The following is a 21,404-nucleotide window of genomic DNA, read 5'->3' on the forward strand; positions in this document are numbered from 1 at the left end:
GAAGTGAACCTCTACTACCGGGGCTACCTGCTCGGCGACGTACGTCGGTTCCCCCACTGGTCCGAACCCTCCGATGCCGCCGGGGCCGAAGACGCCGCTCTGGCCGACGAAACGATCGTCTACCTGCGCGATGACTTCAGTGTGGTGCGCAGCCCGGTCGGGGCGGACCAGGGCGTGCTGTGGGACGCGATGACACCGCAGTGGCGTGAGTTCTGTGACACGGTGCTGCGCTTCCGGCCACCCCGGGAATCCGCCGATGGACCGGCCTGACCTTGGCGAACAGGAACGGGGGCAAGCGGTGGGACTTCCTTACATAGTCCAAGGCGGCGGCGAGAACCTGGCCGACCGGCTGGCCGAGGACCGGGCCGCGATCCGCGACCGGCTGCGCACCGACGGCGCGGTGCTGTTACGGGGATTCGACGTCGGCGGGACGGACGGGTTCGCCGAAGCCGTCCGAGCACTGTCCGGCGAGCTGCTGCCCTACGAGGAGCGTTCCTCGCCGCGCGAGACCATCAAGGGCCGGGTCTACTCCTCGACCGAATACCCGCCGCACGAAGAGATCTTCTTCCACAACGAGAACTCCTACCAGCAGTCCTGGCCGATGACGCTGTACTTCCACTGTGTCCAGCCGCCCGCTGCCCACGGGGCGACGCCCCTCGTGGACACCCGGCGGGTGCTGGCCGCCATCGACCCGGCGGTGGTCCAGGAGTTCAGCCGCCGGCGCTGGATGGTGGTGCGCAACTTCCACCCCGATTTCGGACTGCCCTGGCAGCAGGTCTTCGGGGTCGCCGACCGCGCGGAAGTCCTCAAACTGTGCGGCGACCGCGACATCGATGCCGAGTGGCGCTCGCCGGACCAGCTGCGCACCACCTCGATCCGCGACGCCGTACACGTCCACCCCGACACCGGGGAACCGGTCTGGTTCAACCACATCGCGGTCTTCCACATGTCCACGCTTTCCGCCGATCTCCGCGACGGGCTGCGAGAGTTGTTCCCCGAGCCGGACCTGCCCGCCAACAGCTACTACGGCGACGGCGGCGTGATCCCCGACGATGTCCTGGCCCACGTGCGGGACTGCTACCGGTCCGCCGCCACCCGGTTCGACTACCGGCGGGACGACGTGCTCGTCATCGACAACATGCTGACCGCGCACGGCCGCGAACCCTTCTCCCCGCCCCGGCGGGTCGCGGTCGCGATGGCGGAGCCGACGGATGCCGGGGCGCGGCCGTGACCGGCGCCCGGTCCGCCGCGACGGTGAGCGCGGCCTCGTTCGCCCAGGCCCGGATCATGTTCCTGGACGAACTGGCCGCCGGTGCGGGCGGCTATCACATCAGCAGGTCCTTCGACCTGGCCGGTGACCTCGATCTGGCGGCCCTGGACCGGGCGGTCCGGGAATGCGCGCGGCGGCACGAGAGCCTGCGTACGTGCTTCGCCGTCGTCGACGGGGAGCTCAAGCAGGTCCTCACCGCCCGGCTCCCGGCGGTGCCGATGGTGGACCTCTGCGACGTCCTGGCCGATGCCGACCCGGCCGCCGCCGAGCAGGTCATCGACGGCCTCGTCCGCCGAGAGGCCGCGACCCCGTTCAACCTCAAGCGGGCCCCGCTGCTGCGGGTGTCGGTGATCCGGACCGCGGCCCGGCAACACGTCCTGACCATCACCTTGCACCACATCATCGCGGACGCCCGGTCGTTGGCCGTCTTTCTGGGGGAGGTCGGCGAGCTCTACCGGGCGTATCACGGCGGCGTCGAGCCCGGGCTGGCACCGCCACCGCTCCAGTACGCCGACTACGCGGCTTGGCAGCGGCGCCGGTTCGACGGCGGCGAGCTGGACCGGCATGCCGAGTACTGGCAAGGGCAGGTCGCGGGCCTGGTAGAACTACGGTTACGTCCCGACAGGCCCCTGCCGCGCAGACGGTCAGCGCGGGCCGAAGGCCATCGGGTCACCGTGGAGCCGCAGCTCGTGGACCGCCTGCGCCGGCTGGGCCGCGAGGAGAACGCCAGCCTTTACATGACCCTGCTGGCCGGATTCAACGTCCTGCTTCACCGTGCCACCGGACGCGACGATATCGCCGTCGGCAGCACGGCTTCGGGCCGCGACCGGCCCGAACTCTCGGGCGTCATCGGGATCTTCATCAACATGCTGCTGCTGCGGACCCCGGTGCGGGCAGAGGATTCGCTGCGTGCCGTTCTGCGCCGGGCCGCCACTGTCTGCCAGGACGGTTTCGACCATCAGGAGTTCCCGTTCGAGCGGCTGGTCGCGCTGCGGGGCGGGGCGCGCGATCCCGAACGTCATCCGTTGTTCCAGACCGTCTTCCAGATGCTCGGCGGGCCCGAGTCGACTCTGGAGATGTCGGAACTGCGGACCCGGGTGCGTCCCCTCGACCGGCAGACCCCGGTCTTCGATCTCCTGTGCACGGCAGCAGTGGAGTCCGACGGCAGCCTGACCGTCGAATGGGGATACTCGACCGACGTGTTCCAGCCGGACACCGTCGCGCGGCTCGCGGACTGCTGGTTGCTGGTCCTGCGGCGATTGGTGGACGACCCGGACGGGCTCGTGGACGGATTCCCGTTGCCCACGCTGCCGGATCTCGCTGACGGGCCCGGTGTCGATGGCGAGGCCGAGACGGTCCAGACCGGGACCCATCCCACTACCGCACCCGATCCGGCCGCCGCACCCGATCCGGCTGTCGGGCCCACCGAGCAGAAGCTCGCGCAGCTGTGGGGCGAGCTGCTGCAACGGGAGGACATCGGGCGGCGGGACAACTTCTTCATCCTGGGCGGTCATTCGCTGCTGGCGCTCGCGGTGCTGTCCCGGATCGATGAGGACTTCGGTGTGAAGCTGCCCCTGCACCGGTTCTTCGAGCACCGGACCCTGGCCGATCTGGCCGCCGACATCGATGCCGCCGGTGCGCCGCGGTCCCGGGTCGGTGCGTGATGCCCGCGGAGGGCGGCCCGCTGCCCGGGGACGTCGCCGTCTCCTCGGCACAGCGCCGCGTCCTATTCCTGGACCAGCTCGTCCCGGGCAGCGCCTTCTACACCAGCGTCAACCCGTTCTCGCTGACCGGGCCGCTGGACGTCGCAGTGCTCGAACACTGTTTGCACGAGATCGTCAGGCGTCAGCAGGTATTGCGGACCACGTTCCCCACCGTGGAGGCGATGGCGGTGCAGCGGGTCGGGCCCGCGAGCCGGCCGCCGCTGCCGGTCCTCGATCTGCGGTCCCTGGATCCGGCGAGCCGGCAACGGGCCCTCGCCCGCCTGATCGAGCTTGAGCACACCGTCCCGTTCGCCCTGGCCGAGCAGCCGCCGGTACGGTTCCGGCTGCTCGTCCTGTCCGCCGAACGGCACATCCTGATCGCCACCTTCCATCACGTGGCGGTCGACGGCTGGGCGCTGGCGGTGTTCGGCGAGGAGCTGAACCGGCTCTACGACGCTTTCGTCATCGGCCTGCCTTCTCCGCTGCCGCCGCTCCGGCGGCACTACGTGGACTACAGCCGCGCCGAGCAGGAGTGGTCGCGCTGCGCCGAGGCCGAAGACCAACTCGCCTGGTGGGAAACGCAGCTGAGCGGGGCCCCACCGGAGTTGGAGCTGCCCTTGGACCGTCCCCGGCCGCCGGTGCAGAGCCATCGCGGGGCCACCCACTGTTTCTCGCTCGCCGCGGATCTGACGGCGGATCTGCGGCGACTCGGCGCGCAGGCCGGGGCGAGCCTGTACATGGTGCTGCTCGCCGGGTTCGCGAGCGTGCTGGGCCGGTTCAGCGGCCAGGACGAGGTCGTGGTGGGCGGTGCGGTCGCCGGCCGTCGGGAGGCGGAGCTGGACCGGCTCATCGGCTTCTTCGCCAACACGCTGCTGTTCCGTGTCGACCTGTCCGGCGCACCGACCTTCGACCAGCTTCTGACGCGGGTCAAGCGGACGTGCCTCGACGCGTACGCACGCCAGGAGACGCCGGTCGACGCCATCGCGGAGCGCCTGTTCCCGCAACGCACCCTGGGCCGCAATCCGCTCTTCCAGGTCAATTTCACGCTGCACAACACTCCGCCGCTGGCCGAGGCGATGGGTGAGCTGGCCGTCGTCCGGCTCGACACCGAGTCCGGCGCCGCCCGCTTCGATCTCGACCTCGGCATCCTGGAGTCGGCCGACGGGCTGGACTGCTCGCTGCACTTCGCCACCGACCTGTTCGACCGGGCGACCGTGGCCCGCATCGCCGATGCCCTTGTGCTGTCGCTGGCCGCGGCGGTCGGGAACCCCGCAGGCGCTGTCAGAGCTCTGCCGATCATGTCCGAACGCGACCGGCACCGGGTGCTGGTCGAGTGGAACGACACTGCCACCGACCCTGAAACTGACACCGCCGCTGACACCGCCACCGCCTCCGAGGCGCCTGCGCCGACCCTCGACGCGCTGATCTCGGCGCAGGCGGCGAGAACACCGGCAGCCGTGGCGGTCGCCGCGGGGGATGCCGAACTCACCTATGCGGAGTTCGACAAGGCGTCCAACCGGCTGGCCCGTCATCTTGTCGAGCTCGGTGTTCGGCGCGGAACGGTCGTCGCGGTGCTCTTGGAGAGTTCATCAGAGCTGATAGTCACGCTTGTGGCCATCCTCAAGGCCGGTGGCGCGTATCTGCCGCTCGATCCCGCTCACCCGCTGCTACGGCTCGACGCGGCCCTTGCCGACAGCGGTGCCGCTTTCCTGGTCACCCGCGGCGACGTCCAACCCGTCCTCAAGCCGGAGCACGCGCGCGTCGTGCGCCTGGACGAGGAGCGCGGCGCCGTCGCCGCTGGCCCGAACGCTCCGCTGCCGTCCGTCACCACGCCCGACGACATCCTGTACCTGATGTACACCTCGGGCTCGACCGGGCGGCCGAAGGCCGTGATGCTGACGCATCGCAGCGTCGTCAACTATCTGACATGGGCGGCGCAGGCGTACGCCGCGGAGTCCGGCCCGGACGTCGGCCTCAACTCCTCGCCCGCCTACGACCTGACGGTCACCAGCGTCTTCGTCACGTTGCTCACCGGTCGGCGACTGCTCATCCCGGCCCCGGCCGATCCCCGCGAGCCGGGCGCCGCGCTTGGCATGCTGGCGGAGGCCAAGGCGGACCTGGCCTTCCTGAAAGTCACGCCGGCACATCTGCGGCTGCTCGAACACGCCGGACAGTCACGGAACCTCGCAGCCCTCACGCGCACGCTGGTCATCGGCGGCGAAGCTCTGCACGAGGAAGCGATCCCCGACTTGTCCGGCGGGCTCCAGGCGGTCAACGAGTACGGGCCCACCGAGACCGCCGTGGCTTGTACCGCGTACCGGTTCTCGGCCTACGGCAGCCCCTTCGGCCGAGTCCCGATCGGCAGACCGATCCACAACACCCGGGTCTACGTACTGGACTCCGCCATGCAGCCGGTCCCGATCGGGGTGACCGGCGAGCTCTACGTGGGTGGTACGGGTGTGGCCCTGGGGTACTGGCAGCGACCGGCCGAGACCGCGGCCCGCTTCGTTCCGGATCCGTTCGGCGACGAGCCAGGCGCGCGGCTGTACCGCACCGGCGACTTCGTGCGCTATCTGCCGGACGGCGACCTGGAGTACCTGGGACGTCGGGACGACCAGGTCAAGGTGCGCGGGCAGCGGGTCGAACTCGGCGAGATCTCGGCGGCGTTGCAGGCCTGCGAGCCGGTGCGGCAGTGCGCCGTCGACTTCAGCCGGACGGCCGACGGAACCGAGCGGATCGTCGCGTTCCTGTGCCTGCGTGACCAGTCCGACGCTGTGGACGAGGCCTGGCAGGGCGACCGGGTGGAGCAGTGGCGAAGGCTCTACGAGAATCTCTACAGCGGACCGCACGACGGCGACCCGGCCCTCAACCTGGCCGGATGGCTGAGCAGCTACACCGGCCAGGACCTGGAACCGGAGGCGATGCGGGCGTGGCTGGACGACACCGTCCGGCGGATCGTGGACCTACGACCGCGCAACGCCTTGGAGATCGGTTTCGGCACCGGCCTGATCCTGGGCCGCGTCGCTGAACTCTGCGACGCCTACACCGGTACCGAGCCCTCACTCGCCGCGGTGGACTACGTCCGGCAGGCCGTCCCGGCTGCGGCGTCGCCGCACGTCCAGATCAGTGTGGCCGCGGCGGAGCAGAGCTTCGCCGGCGCCGGGACCCATGACACCGGATCCTACGACACCGTGATCATCAACTCGGTCGTGCAGTACTTCCCATCAGTGGACTACCTCACCAGAGTCCTGCGAAGCGCGGTCGACGCCATGCCCCACGGCGGTCACATCTTCCTCGGTGACCTGCGCAGCCTGCCGCTGTTGGAGCTGTTCCATACCTCCCTGGAAGTCCACAAGGCCGATTCCGGCGTCCAGGCAGGGACGTTGCGCTCGCGGATCCGGCGCGCGATCGCCTTGGAGCCCGAGCTCTGTCTGGACCCTCGGTACTTCGCGGCCCTGCGCGCGCGATGGCCGGAGATTTCAGCGGTTCGGGTACTGCCCAAGCGGCGTGACTACGGCAATGAGCTGAGTTGGTTCCGGTACGACGTGATCCTGACGGTCGGCGGGGCGCCGGAGCCGGTTCGCGCTGCCACAGATCGGACCGACGCGTTGGACCTGGAAGCGTTGCGGGAGCGTATCGAGCACGAGCACCCGGAGCGCATCGAATTCCAAGCGGTCCCCAACGCCCGGCTCGCCGCACTGATCGGCCTGCGGCAGGCCCTGGAATCCGGTGCTGCCACCACGACGACCGGAGAGCTGCTCAAGCGCGCGGCGGGAATGGTCGGGCCGGGTATCGAGCCCGCAGACCTGTGGGAGCTCAGCGGCGACTATGACATCGAACTGAGCTGGCTCCAAGGCCGCGCCGACGGTTCCTTTGACGCGGTGCTGCGCCGTCGCGACGCGGCCCACGAACACGCCGGACCGGACTCGGTGCCGAGCTCCCACGCGGACCCCGGGCCGGAGGCGGCACTCGACCAGCTCGATCCGCTTGCCCAGCTCGAACCGTCTACCCCGCTCAACTCCTGTGCCCCGCTCGATCCGCTTGCCCCGCTCGATCCATCTGCCCCGCTCGACATGACCCGATACGCGAACAATCCGCTGTCCCAGCGCGCCCAGTCCGCCGCGGTGGCCGCGGTCGCCGCCGCCCTGCGCGAGCGCCTGCCCGATCCGCTGTGCCCGACGCACTACATCGTCCTGCCCACCCTGCCGCTGACCCCGAGCGGGAAGATCGATCGGGCCGCGCTGCGTGATCTCGCCGCCGCACCGGACTCGGCCGCGGGTCCCAGTCTGCCGGCCGCCACCGGGCCCCTGACCGAGACCGAGCTGGCGATCGCCGCGATCTGGCGTGACCTGCTCGACTGCGGCGAGCTCACGCCGGAGGCCGACTTCTTCGGCCTCGGCGGTCGCTCCCTGCTCGTGCTCCAGATGGTCTTCCGCATCCGGCGCAGGTTCGGTGTGTCCCTGAGCGCGCGGGTGCCCTTCGAACGCCAGCGACTCGGCGAACTGGCCGGCTTCGTGGACGACCTGCGCGGTGCCGTGGCTGACGACGGGCAGCGGCCCGAGCTCGTCCGCGCTGCCGACGACGCCCCCAAGAAACTGTCCTACGGCCAGGAACGCCTGTGGTTCGCGGCCCAACTGGCTCCGGGCGACTGGCAGTACAACGTCCCGGTCTTCGACCGGTTTCGCGGCCCCCTCGACGTCAGGGCCCTGTCGCTGGCGTTGGGAGAGATCGTCCGGCGGCACGAAGTCCTCCGCACGGTGATCGTCGCGCCGGACGGGTCGCCGCACCCGGAGGTCCGGCCGTACGTCTACCGCCCGCTCCCGGTCATCGACCTCGCGGCCCTGACCGCCGAGCGGCGTGAGTCCGAGCTCCGGCGGATCGTCGAGCGGGAATACCGGCGCCCCTTCGACCTCGCCGAGGACCCGCCGCTTCGCAGTCGTCTGATCCGCCTCGCCTCCGACGACCACGTGCTGATGCTCAGCTTCCACCACATCGTGCACGAGGGCCGGTCCCTGCACCTGTTCATGACGGAGTTGGCCCGGCTTTACACCTCGTTCGGCGCCGGACGGCCGTCCCCGCTGACCGAACCGCCGATCCAGTACTCCGATTACGCGCGGTGGCAGCGCGAGCTCTCCGAAGCAGGCTTCTTCGACGGCCAGCTCGACTACTGGAAGCGGCAGCTGGCCGGGGCCGAACGCCTGCCCGGGCTCACCACCGACCGCGAACGGCCGCGGCAGCAGTCCTCGGCCGGGCGGCTGGTGCCGGTCGCGCTGCCTGCCGGGGCCGGGCCTGCCGTCCGGGAACTGGGCCGGGCTTTGAACGCGACCCCTTTCATGATCCTGCTCGCGGCGTTCAGCGTGGCGCTGCGGGCCCAGGCGCCGGCGGACGACCTGGTCATCGGCACCGACGTCACGCATCGCACCGAGCCGGAGCTCGAAGGGCTGATCGGCTTCTTCGTCAACCAGCTCGCCCTGCGCCTCGACACTTCGGCGGACCCGACCTGGCGTGAGCTCGTGGACCGGGTCCGGACCGCGGTCCTGGCCGCGCTGCGGCACCAGGACGTGGCGTTCGAGCAGGTGGTGCGGGCCCTGAACCCGCGCCGCAACCGCGGCCGCTCACCGTTGTTCCAGGCCAAGTTCGTGGTCAACGAGGCGGCCGGACCCGCCGTGAGGCTGCCCGGGATCACTTCGGAGCCGGTGCCCGTGGACCTCGGAACCGCCCGCTTCGACCTCGGGTTGATCCTCAACGACGGGGGAGCGGGCTTCACCGGCTTCCTCGAATACAACGTCGAGCTCTTCCAGGAGAGCACAATCACCGGTCTGCTCGGCCGTTTCACCGCGCTGGTCGATCGACTCACCAGCGACCCGGACGGCCGGATCTCCGAGGCGACGGCGAGCCCGCCCGAGACCCCGCTGACACCGGCTTGGAGGAACCAGCCATGACGGTGACCCGCGCCGCCACACCGGTCGGCCTTCTCCCCGCCCACGAGCTCTTCGCGGACCGGCGTCGCACCTCGCCCGGGCTGCCCGCGCTGGAATACCGCGGGACGCGGACCTCCTACGAAGACCTCGGCGTGGCCGCCGACCGGCTCACCGCACGGCTCATCAGCCGGGGCGTCGTCGCGGGCTCCGTCGTCGCGATCGCGACCGAACGGTCGCCCAGCTTCCCGATCGCGGTTCTCGCGGTGCTTCAGGCGGATGCGGCCTACCTCCCCTTGGACCCGGCTGTTCCCGCAGCCCGCCTCGAGTTCATGATGCGCGACAGCGCGGCGAGGCATCTGATCGTCCCGACTGCGGACTGGATCGGACTGCCGGCGCTGCCGGTGCCATCCGGAATCCGGGTCATCGCAGTGGACGATGACACCCCGGTCGAGTCAGTCTCCGATCTTCGCCGCCGGGACACGGCCCCCGACGATCTCGCCTACGTCATGTACACCTCTGGCTCCACCGGGGTCCCCAAAGGCGTGGCGATGACCCATGGGCCGATGGCGAACCTGATCGCCTGGCAACGAACGGCTTCACAGTGTGCTGAAAGAACCCGCACCCTCCAGTTCTCCGCCGCGACCTTCGACGCCTCGTTCCAGGAGATGTTCAGCACCTGGGCCGCCGGCGGCTGCCTGGTCCTGGTGGACGAGGAGATCCGCCGCGACCCGCGTCGGCTGCTGACCTTCATCGACGACGGCGGGATCCACCGCCTCTTCCTACCCTTCGTCGCATTGCAGGCCCTGGCGGGCGCCGCGTGCAACCTGGGCCGTTTCCCCCGCTCGCTGGTCCAGGTCATCACCGCCGGCGAGCAACTCCAGATCACCCCGCAGCTGCGCCGGCTCTTCAGCGAACTGCCGGAGACCAGCCTTGAGAACCAGTACGGACCCTCGGAGACGCACATCGTGACGGCCGTCCGGCTGCCCGGCGATCCCGCCGACTGGCCCGAACTGCCGTCGATCGGCGGACCCATCGATCGGGCCCGGATATACGTGCTCGATGAAAGCGGCACACCGCTGGCGCCGGACGAAGTCGGCGAGATCGCCATCGGCGGCCCGGTCCTGGCGCGCGGATACCTCAACCGGCCCGGCCTGACCGCTCACAAGTTCGTCCCCGATCCGTCCGGTGCGCCGGGCAGCCGGCTCTACCGCACCGGCGACGTGGGCTTCATCGACGGCGACGGTCTTGTGCACTTCCTCGGCCGGGCCGACCACCAGGTCAAGATCCGCGGCCACCGGGTCGAACTCGGCGAGGTCGAGGTCGCGCTCAAGTCCGTGCCGGGGATCGCCGACGCGGTCGTGGTGGTGGACGACGGCGACGCGGTCAGCAAGCGGCTGGTCGGCTACCTGATCGGCGACCCGGCGGCGCCGACGGCACCGATGACGCCCGATGAGATCCGGGCGTCGCTGGCGGCCACCCTGCCCGAGTACATGCTTCCCGCCGCGTACGTCATGCTCGACCGCTTTCCCATGACGCCGAACGGGAAAGTGGACCGGCTGGAGTTGAAGCGCCGCCCGGTGGCCGTTCAGGGCAGCGACCGGACCGAAGCCCGCGACGCCGTCGAAGACTCGGTGCTCGCGCTGTGGACGCAGAGCCTTGAGGCCGAGGGGTTCGGGGTCCATGACAACTACTTTCTGCTCGGCGGTAACTCACTGCTGGCCCTGTCCTTGCTCACGGCCCTGGAGGAGGCGTTCGACATCAAGGTCGACCTCAGCACGTTGATCCAGCATCCGACGGTCGCGGGCCTGAGCGCCTGGATCCGCGAGGGGATGCGGGCTTGAGGACTCTGTGGACGCGGCACCTGCCCGGACCGGTCGTCGGGCTGTCGCTCGCTGAGCACAAGGGCGTCGTGGACGTTGTTCTCGGTGCCGAATCCGGCGACCTAGAGATCTCCTTCGACCTCTCGGGGAACCCGGCCGACCAGGCTCGGCAGGGTGCTGACTCCAATTCGGGGCCGGATACCGGCGACGGACATCTGAGCCTGACTGTGGACGGCTCGCATGTCTGCACCTTGGTCGGCGGAACCGTTTGGCAGCGGCTCCGGCTCGACAGCGACATCACCGCCATGACCGCCATGACCGCCAAGCGTGACAGGACTCTGGTATTCCTCGGTACCGTGGCGGGGATCCTGTACGCCATGACGCCGCTGATCACACCCGCCCGCGCTGCCGCACTGCTGCGCGACGAAGCGCTCCTGCCGACGTCCGGCGATCCGGCCGACCGCGCGGCGCGCGCCGCCAAGCTCTACGAGCAGGCGGGCTCACCCACGTTCGCGGTGTTCCGCCTCCGGCACCTTGCCGCCTCCGGCGAGGTCGATGCGGTGGACACCGATCGCCTCATCGCGGCGATCGCCCGGAAGGCGGCGCACGTGGTGTGTGCCGATCCGGCGCTGGCGTTCGAGGTCGGCGGGGCTTTCGCGCGGGTGGGGGCGTATGAAGAGGCCGTTGCCGCGTATCAGATCGCTGCGTCGTCCGAGCGTCACCGCACGGCCGCGCTGCACGCCGTAGGCGACTGCTTCAGCGTCCTGGATATCCCGGTTGCGGCGGTTGCGTCGTACCGGGCGGCCGCGGCCAGCGGCCCGAATGACGAGACCAGGAACGACCTCTACCACCTCGCACGCCGCCTCGAAGAACGTGGCCAGAGCACTGAGGCGGTCACACAGTACGAGAAGCTGCTGCCCTGGGGCGCCGGCTACCGCGATGTCTGGGCCCGCCACGGGATCCTGCGTTCGACCGAGCCGATACTGGCCGCGTCCTCGTCCGCGTCATCGTCCTCGTCCGACCCGGTCCCGCCGGACCTGGTGAGCGTGGTGCGTCAGCTCGACGGCGTCGGGTTGCTGCCGACGGCCAAGCGGACGATCGACGACTACGACGCCACCTTCTACGAGCGGTTCGAGAACCCCGCAGTGTCGGACAGCGTCAAGAAGCGCCTGGAGATGATCAACCTCTTCGGCGTCGTCGACCCGGCCCGGATCCAGACCTCCCTTGACGTCGGCAGCGGGACCTTGCGGTATCCGCAGGTGCTGGCGCGCTATGGCGTTCGCTCATATGGGATCGACCTGCGTGACGCCTGGATCCGCGACAACGCCGACGCCGAATGCAAGGGCCGGTTCGCCGTCGCCGACGGCACCGCGCTGCCGTTCCGCGACCGGTCCTTCGACCTCATCACCTGCATGATGGGCACGGTGAACCACCTGTCGGCGGCGCAACGCCGGCGGTTCTTCGCCGAATCGCTACGAACTCTGCGTCCGGACGGCCGACTGGTCCTGAGTGCCTGGGATCCGCGCTGCGACTTCCAATCGCTGCTCTCGTTCTACTCCCCGGAGGAGAGCGACGAACTGCGACGACACCTGAGCAGGCCCGAGGAGTTGGCGGCCGAGATCACCGCTGCCGGGTTCGCCGGGTTCACGGTGACGCCGTTCTTCGCGTTCCCCGACTGGCAGGTGCTGAGCTGCGACCAGCCCGCCGAGGGCGCCGCCGCCCTCGCCGTCCTGGCCGAGCTCGACCAGCTGCGGATCCAGCGGACCCCGGGGCTGGCCGGACAGATGTTTCTTCTCAGCGCCCGCAGGGACTCCGCTCCGGACTCGGCGAAGCTCGGCGAAGCGCCCCTTCCTACCGGCGCTGGGAGTGGAAGGAGAGCCAGACCGTGAGCGAGCATGACCTTCCCCTGGTTCTGGTCGTCTACGACCAAGGCAGCCTGGGCGCGAAGCAGATCATTGAGGCGGCCGGCGAAGCCGGATGCCGGTTGGCGTTCCTCGCGACCGGCTCGGAACAGGCGCAGGACCTGCGACCGGTGCTGGAGACCTACGGCACGGTGATCGACGCGCGGGACTACGGTACCCGCCAAGCCCTCCTGCACCAGCTGCACAAGCTGGAGCCGGCCGGCATCACCACCTTCGCCGAGCGACAGCTCCGCTACACCGCCGAGATCGCCGCCGGACTGGACCTGCCCTACCAAGACCTGTCCGACATCCCCGCGATCACGATCAAGGCCGCGCAACGGGAGCGGCTGCGCGTCGCCGGCGTCGATGCGTTGCCCAGCACGACCGTGACCGATCTGGAGGAAAGCGAGAAGGCGCTCCAGGAGATCGGTCTGCCGGCGATCGTGAAGCCGAACGTCGGCAGTTCGAGCCGCAACACCTTCCGCGCCGACACCGTCGAGGAGTACCGCTCCGGGATGGCCAGAGTGCTGTCGGCGCCACCCGGCGACCCCGACCACGAGGATTGTCTGGTCGTGGAAGAGGTGCTGATCGGCCGTCAGACCCCTGAGCCGTGGGGTGACTACGTCGCGATGGACAGCCTGGTCCAAGACGGCGTTGTCCACCCGCTGTTCTTCACCGGGAAGTTCTCTCCCGCCCCGCCCTTCAGAGAACGCGGCGCCTACTGCCCTCCCAAACTCACCCCGGAGGAGATGCAGGCGGTCAAGGATCTGGCCGCGCGGGCGGCGCGCGCCATGAACTTCCGCCAGGGCTTCGTAGACGTGGAAATGCGCCTCACACCGGACGGGCCCCGCATCATCGAGGTCAACGGCCGGATGGGCGGCTGGGTGGACCACCTCGCGCAGGCCTCGGGCTCCGGCAAGCCCGCTGTCATGGCCCTGACTTGCGCCCTGGGCAAGCCGGTCGACATCCGACCGCAGACCGGTACTCCGCAGCGCATCGCGTACGCCTTCCTGGCCGGCGCACCCATGTGGGCCAGGCGCGTGCGGTCGATGCCCGGCCTGGGGGAGATGCGCGCCCTGGACGGGGTCGATCGCGTGTCGCTGCACCTACGCCCCGGCGCGCCGGTGGACTGGCGCAAGGGCACTTACGGCGCGAGCCTCGCGGCGTTCCAGGGCCGCGTGCAAACGCATGAGCAGCTGGCCGAGATCGTGCGCCGGATCGAGCTGATGGACTGGATCGAGTTCGAGGCCTGAGTTCCGATTCCGAAAACAGCCGGTGAGCTGCGATTCACGGCTGCCACGATGGCGAGATGGATGTTGATCTTCTCGCCGTAGGCGCCGAGGACAAGCCCGTCACCGCCAATCTGCTGCAGCTGTATCCGCACGACTCCTCCGAGTTCGAGCCGGGGGAGCTGTCCGCGCACGGCGTGTTCGACTACGCGTGGCTCGACAGCTACTGCCGTGTCAGGCAACGTTTGCCTGGGAGTTCGCGCTTTGCTCGGGCGGGAGTCCGCGATGTGGTTCGCGATGTGGCTCGCGACGTGGTTCGCGACGTGTCGGTCGGCGGGCGGGATCCGTTGGCGGGTGGAGTTTGCTGGGGGCTGGAGTTTGCTGGGGGCTGGAGTTTGTGGGTCGGGTGCGGTTGGGCTGTGGCTTGAAAGGCGATTTTTACGGCCTTCGGTCATGGTTGTGCCGGTTCGGGGTTCGGGTCGGCGGGTTTGTTTGTCGGCTGCCGGTTCCCGCGTTCACAACCCCGCCCCACCTCAGGCCTCTTCAACTCCGGCAAGTCCGAACAAGGGCAAGATCAACAGCAAGGTCAAGGTCAAGGGCTGTGGTGAAGGGCCGGGCCTCCGGCGGGCCTCGACAACCTCAGGGAAACTAGCGCGGTTCCCTAGGGTGGCCGGGTGAGTCTCAGCGGCGGCGGTCCCTGAGGTGGTGCGGTCCGTTCCCCTCGGCCGCGTCGTCAGCCCGGGGGGTACAGCACCGGTGTCCGGGGGTAAAGTCCGCGCGCTGCGGTTGGGTGTGTGAGCTGCGGTTTCGTACGGCGCGAACTTGACCCCCGGCCACCGGCACTGTAGGCGAAGCCCTGCCGACGCGACCGAGGGGAACGAACCGAAAACCAGCCGGAAGAATGGCAAAGCCCAGTGGTTGGGTACCGGCGGCTCGGCGGATTCGGCCGCCGGTCGGGGTGCTGGTAGCGCGACAGTCGCAGGGTGCTCATTCTGTGCTGGCGGGTGCGGCTGCAGGTGTGGGCTCGCCTGGCCGCCGAGATGGCCGCCGCCGGATGGGTAGATAGACCCGGCCGCCACCACCACGATGAAGTCTGCTGGATAGCCGATTGGCCTGGCCTCCATGCTGTTGCTGGCCTATGGCGAGACCTGCCAGAGGATGTCGGTAGTCGGTAGTCGGCAGGCTGGCTGCTGCGATGAGCGCAGCCGGTCCGTTACCGCATACCGCACCCGGGCATGTTCTCGACCAACTGACTACCGGCCCGTCGCCACGCCCTCACCGGCAGCCGCACCAACCAACCCGGGTCCACGTTCCCTGCGATTGCTTTTCTTCCGGCTGGTCTTCGGTTCGTTCCCCTCGGTCGCGTCGGCAGGGCTTCGCCTACAGTGCCGGTGGCCGGGGGTCAAGTTCGCGCTGAACAAAACCGCAGCTCAGGCACCCAACCGCAGCGCGCGGACTTTACCCCCGGACACCGGTGCTGTACCCATCGGGCTGCCGACGCGACCGTGGGGAACGGACCGCACCACGTCACAAACCGCCGCCGCTGAGACTCACCCGGCCACCCGAGGGAACCGCGCTAGTTTCCCTGAGGTTGTCGAGGCCCGCCGGAGGCCCGGCTCTTCACCACAGCTCTTGACCTTGATCTTGACCGCTCTTGACCTTGCCCTTGATCTTCAGCTCTTGACCTTGCCTGTGCTGTTGATCTTGCTGTTGAACTTGCTTGCGACTCTTACTCTGACTTGCTGGAGTTGAAGAGGCCTGAGGTGCGGCGGGGTTGTGAACGCGAAAACCGGCACCTGACAAACACACCCACCACCCCGAATCCCGAACCGGCACAACTATGACCGAAGGCCGTAAAAGGCATTTGAAACCCACAGCTCAACCGCAACCCGACCCACAAACCCCAGCCCCAGCAAACCCCACCCGCCAACGGATCCCGCCCGCCGACCGACATGTCGCGGACCACGTCGCGAAAACTCCCGGGCAAACGTTGCCTGACACAGCACTACTTCACCGCACCGCACCGGACCGGGAAGCCCACCTGATCACCGTGGCCGGACGCCCGGCCGGCTTCGCGCTCGCGCGCTGCGACGTGGACGGGGACGACGGCGCGTGGAACGTCAGCAAGTTCTTCGTCGTGCGCGGACACCGTGGCTGTGGCGTGGCGAAACAGGCCGCCCGGCTCCTGTTCCAGCGCCATCCCGGACCGTGGACACTGTCTTACCTGCCCGCCAACCTGCCGGCGTCGCGCTTCTGGCCGAACCTGGTCGCGGCGGAGGCGTCCGGGCCGATATCCCGCCTCGAACAACAACCGCCCAAGGTGTCGGCACCCAAAATCCGGTTACGCTTTCGGATCGATCCGCTGGCGTCAACTACTACTTGACGCCCGTCGGCCGTCAATCTACGGTTGACGACATGAGCCCACTCAATGTCAGCCTCGCCGACCTGATCGCCCGCCTCGACGCCGAGACGCCCGCCGCCGGCCCCCTGGCCCGGGTCAGCGAGGCCCAACTGCGCAACCGGACCCTGACCGACCTCGGCGACCAACTCGTCGACTACTACGTCAGCCAGGCCAGGGACGCCGGCGCCTCCTGGAGCGAGATCGGCGAGGCCATCGGGGTGACCAAGCAGGCCGCCCAGCAGCGCCACACCCCCAACCCCTTCGAGGGGTTCACCAAGCTCAACCGGCACACCATCGTGCTGGCCCAGGAGGCCGCCCGCACGTACAAGCACGACACCATCGGCACCGAACATCTGCTGCTCGGCCTGCTCGGCGAACCGCAGGGCGGGGCGTACCGGATGCTGGTGGCGCGCGCGGGATCGGAGCGCGCCGTCCGCGAAGCGGCCGAAGCGGTGCTGCCACCGGCCGGGCCGAAGGCACTGCGCGGCCACATCGCCTTCCGGCCGGAGACCACGCAGGCCATCGGCCAGGCGTCCCGCGCGGCGGCCGAACTCGGCACCGGCTGGGTCGGCACCGAACACGCGCTGCTCGGCCTGATCCGCACCCCGGACAGCCCGGCCGCGCACATCCTGCACGGCCTCGGCTTCACGCCGGACGGACTGCTCGAAACGGTCCAGGCCGCGCTCGCCGAACGGCCCGACGAGGCCGAAGCGCCGGGCGCGTGACAAAGACGTATCCGGCAGCGAGTGCGGCCCGCCGAGCCCGAGGCACGGGGCGCGTGGCCAAGGCGTGCAAGACGTATCCGCTGTATCCGCCCTATCCGCCACCGAGCGCGGCGATCCACCCCGATCCGAGCCGCTCCTGGCTCCGGCGGGCGTGGCCGCTGGTCCGGGCACACCGCTGGCTGTTCGGCACGGCGCTGCTGCTGGCCGCGACCGGCCTGGTGGTGTCCATCCAGGTGCCGACCCTGATCCAGGACGCGGTGAACGACTCGATCGTGGCGCACCGGGTGCCGCTGGCGCACTACCTGTGGTGGCTGCTCGGGCTGACCGCGACCATGCTGGCCGTCGGCTACCTGTCCAAGCAGCTGCTGGCCGTCGCGGCGGCCCGGATCGAGTACGACCTGCGCAACATCGTGTACGAGCACCTGACCGGCATGTCGTTCCCGTTCTACGACCGGGTGCAGACCGGGCAGCTGATCTCCCGCGCCAACTCCGACATCCGCGCGGTGCAGCTGTACCTGGCGTTCGCGCCGTACCTGCTGGTGCAGTGCGGCCTGTCGCTGGTGGCGTTCGGATACATGCTGGCGATCAACGTGCCGCTGGCCGTCCTGGCGATGCTGCCGATGCCGCTGCTGTTCGTGTCCACCCGGCGCATGCAGCGCACGCTGGCCCCGGTGTCGTTCCTGGTGCAGGCCCGGCTGGCCGAGGTCGCGACCGTGGTGGACGAGAGCGTCAACGGTGTGCGGGTGGTCAAGGCGTTCGCCGCCGAACGGGGCCGGGTGGCGTTGCTCCAGAAGGCTGCGACGGGAGTCAGCTGGGCGAACGTGAAGGACGCCGACCTGCGCGCCCGCTGGACGCCGGCGGTACAGAACCTGCCCCGCGTCGGCCTGGCGTTCGTGCTGCTCTACGGCGGATACCTGATCATCCACGGGGAACTGGGCGTCGGCGCGATCCTGGCCTTCAATGCCTATCTGCTGATGCTCCAGGTGCCGTTCCAGGTGTTCGGCAACCTGATCATGCTGGGCCAGCGGTCCTCGGCCGGGGCCAAGCGCCTGTACCAGCTGCTGGACCAGAAGCCGGAGATCGTGGACGCCCCGCGGGCCCGCGAGCTCGCCGGCGCGCGCGGCGAGGTCGAGTTCACCGACGTCACCTTCGGCTACGGCGACGGTCCCGACGTGCTGAACGGCTTCTCGCTGCGGCTGCGCCCCGGCGAGACGGTGGCGCTGGTCGGCCGGACCGGCTCGGGGAAGTCCACCGTCGCTAGGCTGCTGCCGCGGTTCTACGATGTGCGCGGCGGTTCGGTCACCGTGGACGGGCACGATGTACGGGATCTGACACTGCACAGCCTGCGGGACACCGTCGGCATCGTGCTGGACGAGCCCATCCTGTTCTCCGCCTCCGTCCGGGACAACATCGCCTACGGGCGTCCGGACGCGGACATCACCGACGTCGAGCGGGTGGCCCGGCTGGCCGGGGCGCACGGGTTCATCACCGGGCTGCCCGGCGGTTACGAAACCGTGATCGGCGAACGCGGCTACACCCTGTCCGGCGGGCAGCGGCAGCGCCTCGCGATCGCCCGGGCGCTGCTGGCGAATCCGCCGGTACTGGTCCTGGACGACGCCACCAGCGCCGTCGACGTCCAGATGGAGCAGGAGATCCACGCCGGGCTGCGGACCCTGCCGGCCGGCCGGACGACATTGGTCATCGCGCACCGGCCGTCCACGATCAGCCTGGCCGGGCGGGTGGTGCTGTTGGACGGCGGGCGGATCGTCGCGGACGGGACGCACGAGGAGCTGTCGGCGAATTCGCCGCTGTACGCGGAAGTGCTGGCGCAGGCGGACCAGGCCGTCGAGGAAGCGGGAGGTGTGGTCCGATGACGATTCCAGGGGGCGGTGGCGGGGGAGCGCCAGTGCCCGGCGGCGGCGGCGGTGGCGCGCCAGTGTCTGGCGGAGGCGGCGGCGGTCGGGCGGCCGCGCCGGGTCTGCCGTTCGCCGGGGTGCCGCCGGAGATGCAGGCGGGCATCGACCAGCTGCTCAAGGGCGAGCCGAAGCACCCCGAGCCCGAGGTGGTCTTCGATCACAGTCGGCCTGATCCCGACGGCGTGACGCTGAATCTGCGGCGGCTCCTGCGTCCCCACCGATCGATGGTCCTGCTGTCGGGCGTGTTCGTGGTCGTCGAGGCGTTGACGGTGCAGGCCGGTCCGAAGCTGACCCAGGTCGGGATCGATGACGGCATCACGGCGCGGGATACCGGCACCCTGGTGTTGGTAGCGGTCCTGTATCTGCTCAGCCTGGTGATCACCGGCGCCGCGCAGGCCGCCCGGGTCAGGGTGACCGGGCGGGTCGCCGCCTGGGTGCTGAGCGACCTGCGGATCAGGGTCTTCACCCAGTTGCAGCGGCTGTCGCTGAGCTTCTACACCGGCGAGAAGGCCGGGGTCGTCATGACCCGGATGACCGGTGACATCGAGAACTTGCAGGCGCTGCTCCAGGAGGGTCTGGCGCAGTTCGCCGTCCAGGGGCTGACCATGATCGTCGTCTCGGTGCTGCTGTTCACCTACAACGTGGAGCTGGCCCTCATCACCATCGGGCTGGTGGTTCCGTTCCTGACCGCGCTGTCCCTGTGGTTCCGCCGGGCCTCCGCCGAGGGTTACCTGCGGGTGCGGGACACCACCGCGGGCGTGATCGCCGACCTGTCCGAGAGCCTGCAAGGCGTCCGCGTCGTCACGGCGCACAACCGGCAGCGGCACAACGCCGAGCGGCACCGGCAGATCATCGGCGCGTTCTACGACGCCAACGTGCGCACCGGACGGATCAACTCGGTCTACACCCCGGGCACGCAGGTCATCGGTGTCGCCGGACAGGTCGCGTTGCTGGCCATCGGTGCCGGTATGGTCCGCGACGGCCGGCTGACCATCGGGGAGCTGGTCGCGTTCCTGCTCTCCCTCGGCGCCTTCTTCCAGCCCATCCAGCAACTGGTGCAGCAGTACAACACCTACCAGCAGGGGCAGTCGTCGATCGTGAAGCTCAGGCAGCTGCTCGGCACCCGGCCGGAGGTCGAGCAGGCCCCCGGCGCCGTCGATCTGCCGGAGGTCCAGGGCGAGCTCGTCTTCGACAACGTGACGTTCGGCTACCTTCCCGACCGGCCGGTGGTCTCCGACCTGTCGCTGGCGGTCCGGGCCGGTGAGACCGTGGCGGTCGTCGGCCCGACCGGCGCCGGCAAGTCCACCCTCGCCAAACTGGTCACCCGCTTCTACGACCCCACCTCCGGCCGGGTCCTCATCGACGGCCACGACCTGCGGGACGTGCGGATGGACTCGCTGCGCCGCCAGCTCGGCGTCATGCCGCAGGAGCCCTTCCTGTTCGCCGGCCCGCTCCGCGACAACATCCGCTTCGCGGCCCTGAACGCCTCCGACGACCGGGTCTGGGAAGCGGTGCGCTCGGTCGGCCTGGCCGACGTCGTCGACCGGCTGCCCGACGGTCTCGATACCGTCGTCCAGGAACGGGGCCAGTCCCTGTCCTCCGGCGAGCGCCAGCTCGTCGCCCTGGCCAGGGCGTTCCTGGCCCGGCCCCGGGTGCTGGTCCTGGACGAGGCCACGTCCAACCTGGACCCGCGCTCCGAGGCGAAGATCGAGGCGGCCCTGGACGTGCTGCTGGCGGGCCGCACCGCGATCCTGATCGCGCACCGGCTCTCCACCGCGAGGAAGGCCGACCGGATCGTCGTCATCGACGAGGGGCGGATCGTCGAGGCCGGTCCGCATGAGCAGCTGGTCGCCGCCGGCGGCCGCTACGCGCGGATGTACGCGACCTGGACCAGCCAAGCCGCCGCCGTCCACTGACGGGGAACGCCGAACCCCCGCCCGCCTGCCGCCTGGCTACCGGCCAGGGCATCGACGCAGGTGGGCGGGGGTGTCGCGGGTATCGCGGGTATCGCGGTATCGACGGAAGCGGGGCTGTCGGCGGAAGAGCCGACGGCCGCGCCGGTCAGCCCAGCTGCGGCCCGTCGCTGAGCCGCCCGGCGTCCTCGGCGGACAGCGCGCGCGGCGTGGTGACCTTCAGGTTCAGCTGCTCGGCGGTGGTGTTGCCGTTGATGCGGTACTTGACGGTGTCGGCGACCAGGTAGCTCTCGCCGTTCGCGTTGCCGATGTAGCCGTCCTGAATGGCGCCGCCGTCCTCGATACCGTTGACGTCGGTCTCGACGATGCCTTCCCAGTCATTGAAGATGTTCAGGTACGAGGCCTCGTTCAGCGCACGCCGTTTGCCTTCGAGCACGACGTACACGATGGGGTCGTCGGCGGCCTTCACGCGGGTGCCGTTGTCAGCCATGAGCTGTTTCCTTCCACACGGGTCTGTCTGCAAGCTCTGACGCCCCCTGCTTGGATGCTATGCAGGCGGCGCGATGCGGTTCGCGTGGGCGTAGGCCGATGGGATGATGCAAGCC

At 69.6% G+C, this 21,404-nt stretch carries 13 protein-coding genes; 12 read left to right on the forward strand and 1 reads right to left on the reverse strand.

The window, feature by feature from the left end; genetic code table 11:
* Positions 1-3 precede the first annotated feature (3 nt).
* From IZR01_RS03685 to IZR01_RS03740, 12 genes are all read left to right on the forward strand, one after another.
* A complete protein-coding gene (locus IZR01_RS03685) occupies positions 4-270 on the forward strand; it encodes a hypothetical protein (protein ID WP_194891594.1) in 267 nt (88 codons plus the stop codon).
* Positions 257-1,231 carry a TauD/TfdA family dioxygenase gene (locus IZR01_RS03690; RefSeq protein WP_194922877.1) on the forward strand — a complete coding sequence of 325 codons (975 nt, stop codon included), beginning with the start codon at positions 257-259 and terminating at the stop codon, positions 1,229-1,231. The genes IZR01_RS03685 and IZR01_RS03690 overlap by 14 nt, the downstream gene beginning before the upstream one ends.
* Positions 1,228-2,934, forward strand: a complete 1,707-nt coding sequence (locus IZR01_RS03695; protein ID WP_194922878.1) for a condensation domain-containing protein — start codon at positions 1,228-1,230, stop codon at positions 2,932-2,934. Before IZR01_RS03690 ends, IZR01_RS03695 begins: the two co-directional genes overlap by 4 nt.
* A complete protein-coding gene (locus tag IZR01_RS03700; protein WP_194922879.1) occupies positions 2,934-8,915 on the forward strand; it encodes a non-ribosomal peptide synthetase in 5,982 nt (1,993 codons plus the stop codon). Before IZR01_RS03695 ends, IZR01_RS03700 begins: the two co-directional genes overlap by 1 nt.
* Positions 8,912-10,735, forward strand: a complete 1,824-nt coding sequence (locus IZR01_RS03705) for a non-ribosomal peptide synthetase (RefSeq protein WP_194922880.1) — start codon at positions 8,912-8,914, stop codon at positions 10,733-10,735. The genes IZR01_RS03700 and IZR01_RS03705 overlap by 4 nt, the downstream gene beginning before the upstream one ends.
* On the forward strand, positions 10,732-12,603 hold the full coding sequence (locus tag IZR01_RS03710; RefSeq protein WP_194922881.1) for a class I SAM-dependent methyltransferase: 1,872 nt from the start codon (positions 10,732-10,734) through the stop codon (positions 12,601-12,603). Before IZR01_RS03705 ends, IZR01_RS03710 begins: the two co-directional genes overlap by 4 nt.
* A complete protein-coding gene (locus IZR01_RS03715; protein ID WP_194891588.1) occupies positions 12,600-13,868 on the forward strand; it encodes an ATP-grasp domain-containing protein in 1,269 nt (422 codons plus the stop codon). Before IZR01_RS03710 ends, IZR01_RS03715 begins: the two co-directional genes overlap by 4 nt.
* A gap of 56 nt (positions 13,869-13,924) precedes the next feature.
* Positions 13,925-14,272, forward strand: a complete 348-nt coding sequence (locus IZR01_RS03720) for a hypothetical protein (RefSeq protein WP_194922882.1) — start codon at positions 13,925-13,927, stop codon at positions 14,270-14,272.
* Between the two features lie 1,622 nt (positions 14,273-15,894).
* On the forward strand, positions 15,895-16,227 hold the full coding sequence (locus tag IZR01_RS03725) for a hypothetical protein (RefSeq protein WP_194922883.1): 333 nt from the start codon (positions 15,895-15,897) through the stop codon (positions 16,225-16,227).
* Between the two features lie 32 nt (positions 16,228-16,259).
* Positions 16,260-16,970 (forward strand): Clp protease N-terminal domain-containing protein, encoded by a 711-nt coding sequence (locus tag IZR01_RS03730; RefSeq protein ID WP_194922884.1) that lies wholly within the window; start codon positions 16,260-16,262, stop codon positions 16,968-16,970.
* 80 nt (positions 16,971-17,050) lie between these two features.
* Positions 17,051-18,844 (forward strand): ABC transporter ATP-binding protein, encoded by a 1,794-nt coding sequence (locus tag IZR01_RS03735; RefSeq protein WP_194922905.1) that lies wholly within the window; start codon positions 17,051-17,053, stop codon positions 18,842-18,844.
* Positions 18,841-20,802: an ABC transporter ATP-binding protein gene (locus IZR01_RS03740; protein ID WP_194922885.1), complete on the forward strand. Its 1,962-nt coding sequence runs from the start codon at positions 18,841-18,843 to the stop codon at positions 20,800-20,802. The genes IZR01_RS03735 and IZR01_RS03740 overlap by 4 nt, the downstream gene beginning before the upstream one ends.
* 145 nt (positions 20,803-20,947) lie before the next feature.
* Here IZR01_RS03740 and IZR01_RS03745 read toward each other — a convergent pair whose 3' ends face one another.
* Positions 20,948-21,289 carry a hypothetical protein gene (locus IZR01_RS03745; RefSeq protein WP_194894577.1) on the reverse strand — a complete coding sequence of 114 codons (342 nt, stop codon included), beginning with the start codon at positions 21,287-21,289 and terminating at the stop codon, positions 20,948-20,950.
* Positions 21,290-21,404 lie beyond the last annotated feature (115 nt).

Source organism: Catenulispora pinisilvae, assembly GCF_015356865.1.
GTDB classification, from domain to species: Bacteria; Actinomycetota; Actinomycetes; order Streptomycetales; family Catenulisporaceae; genus Catenulispora; species Catenulispora pinisilvae.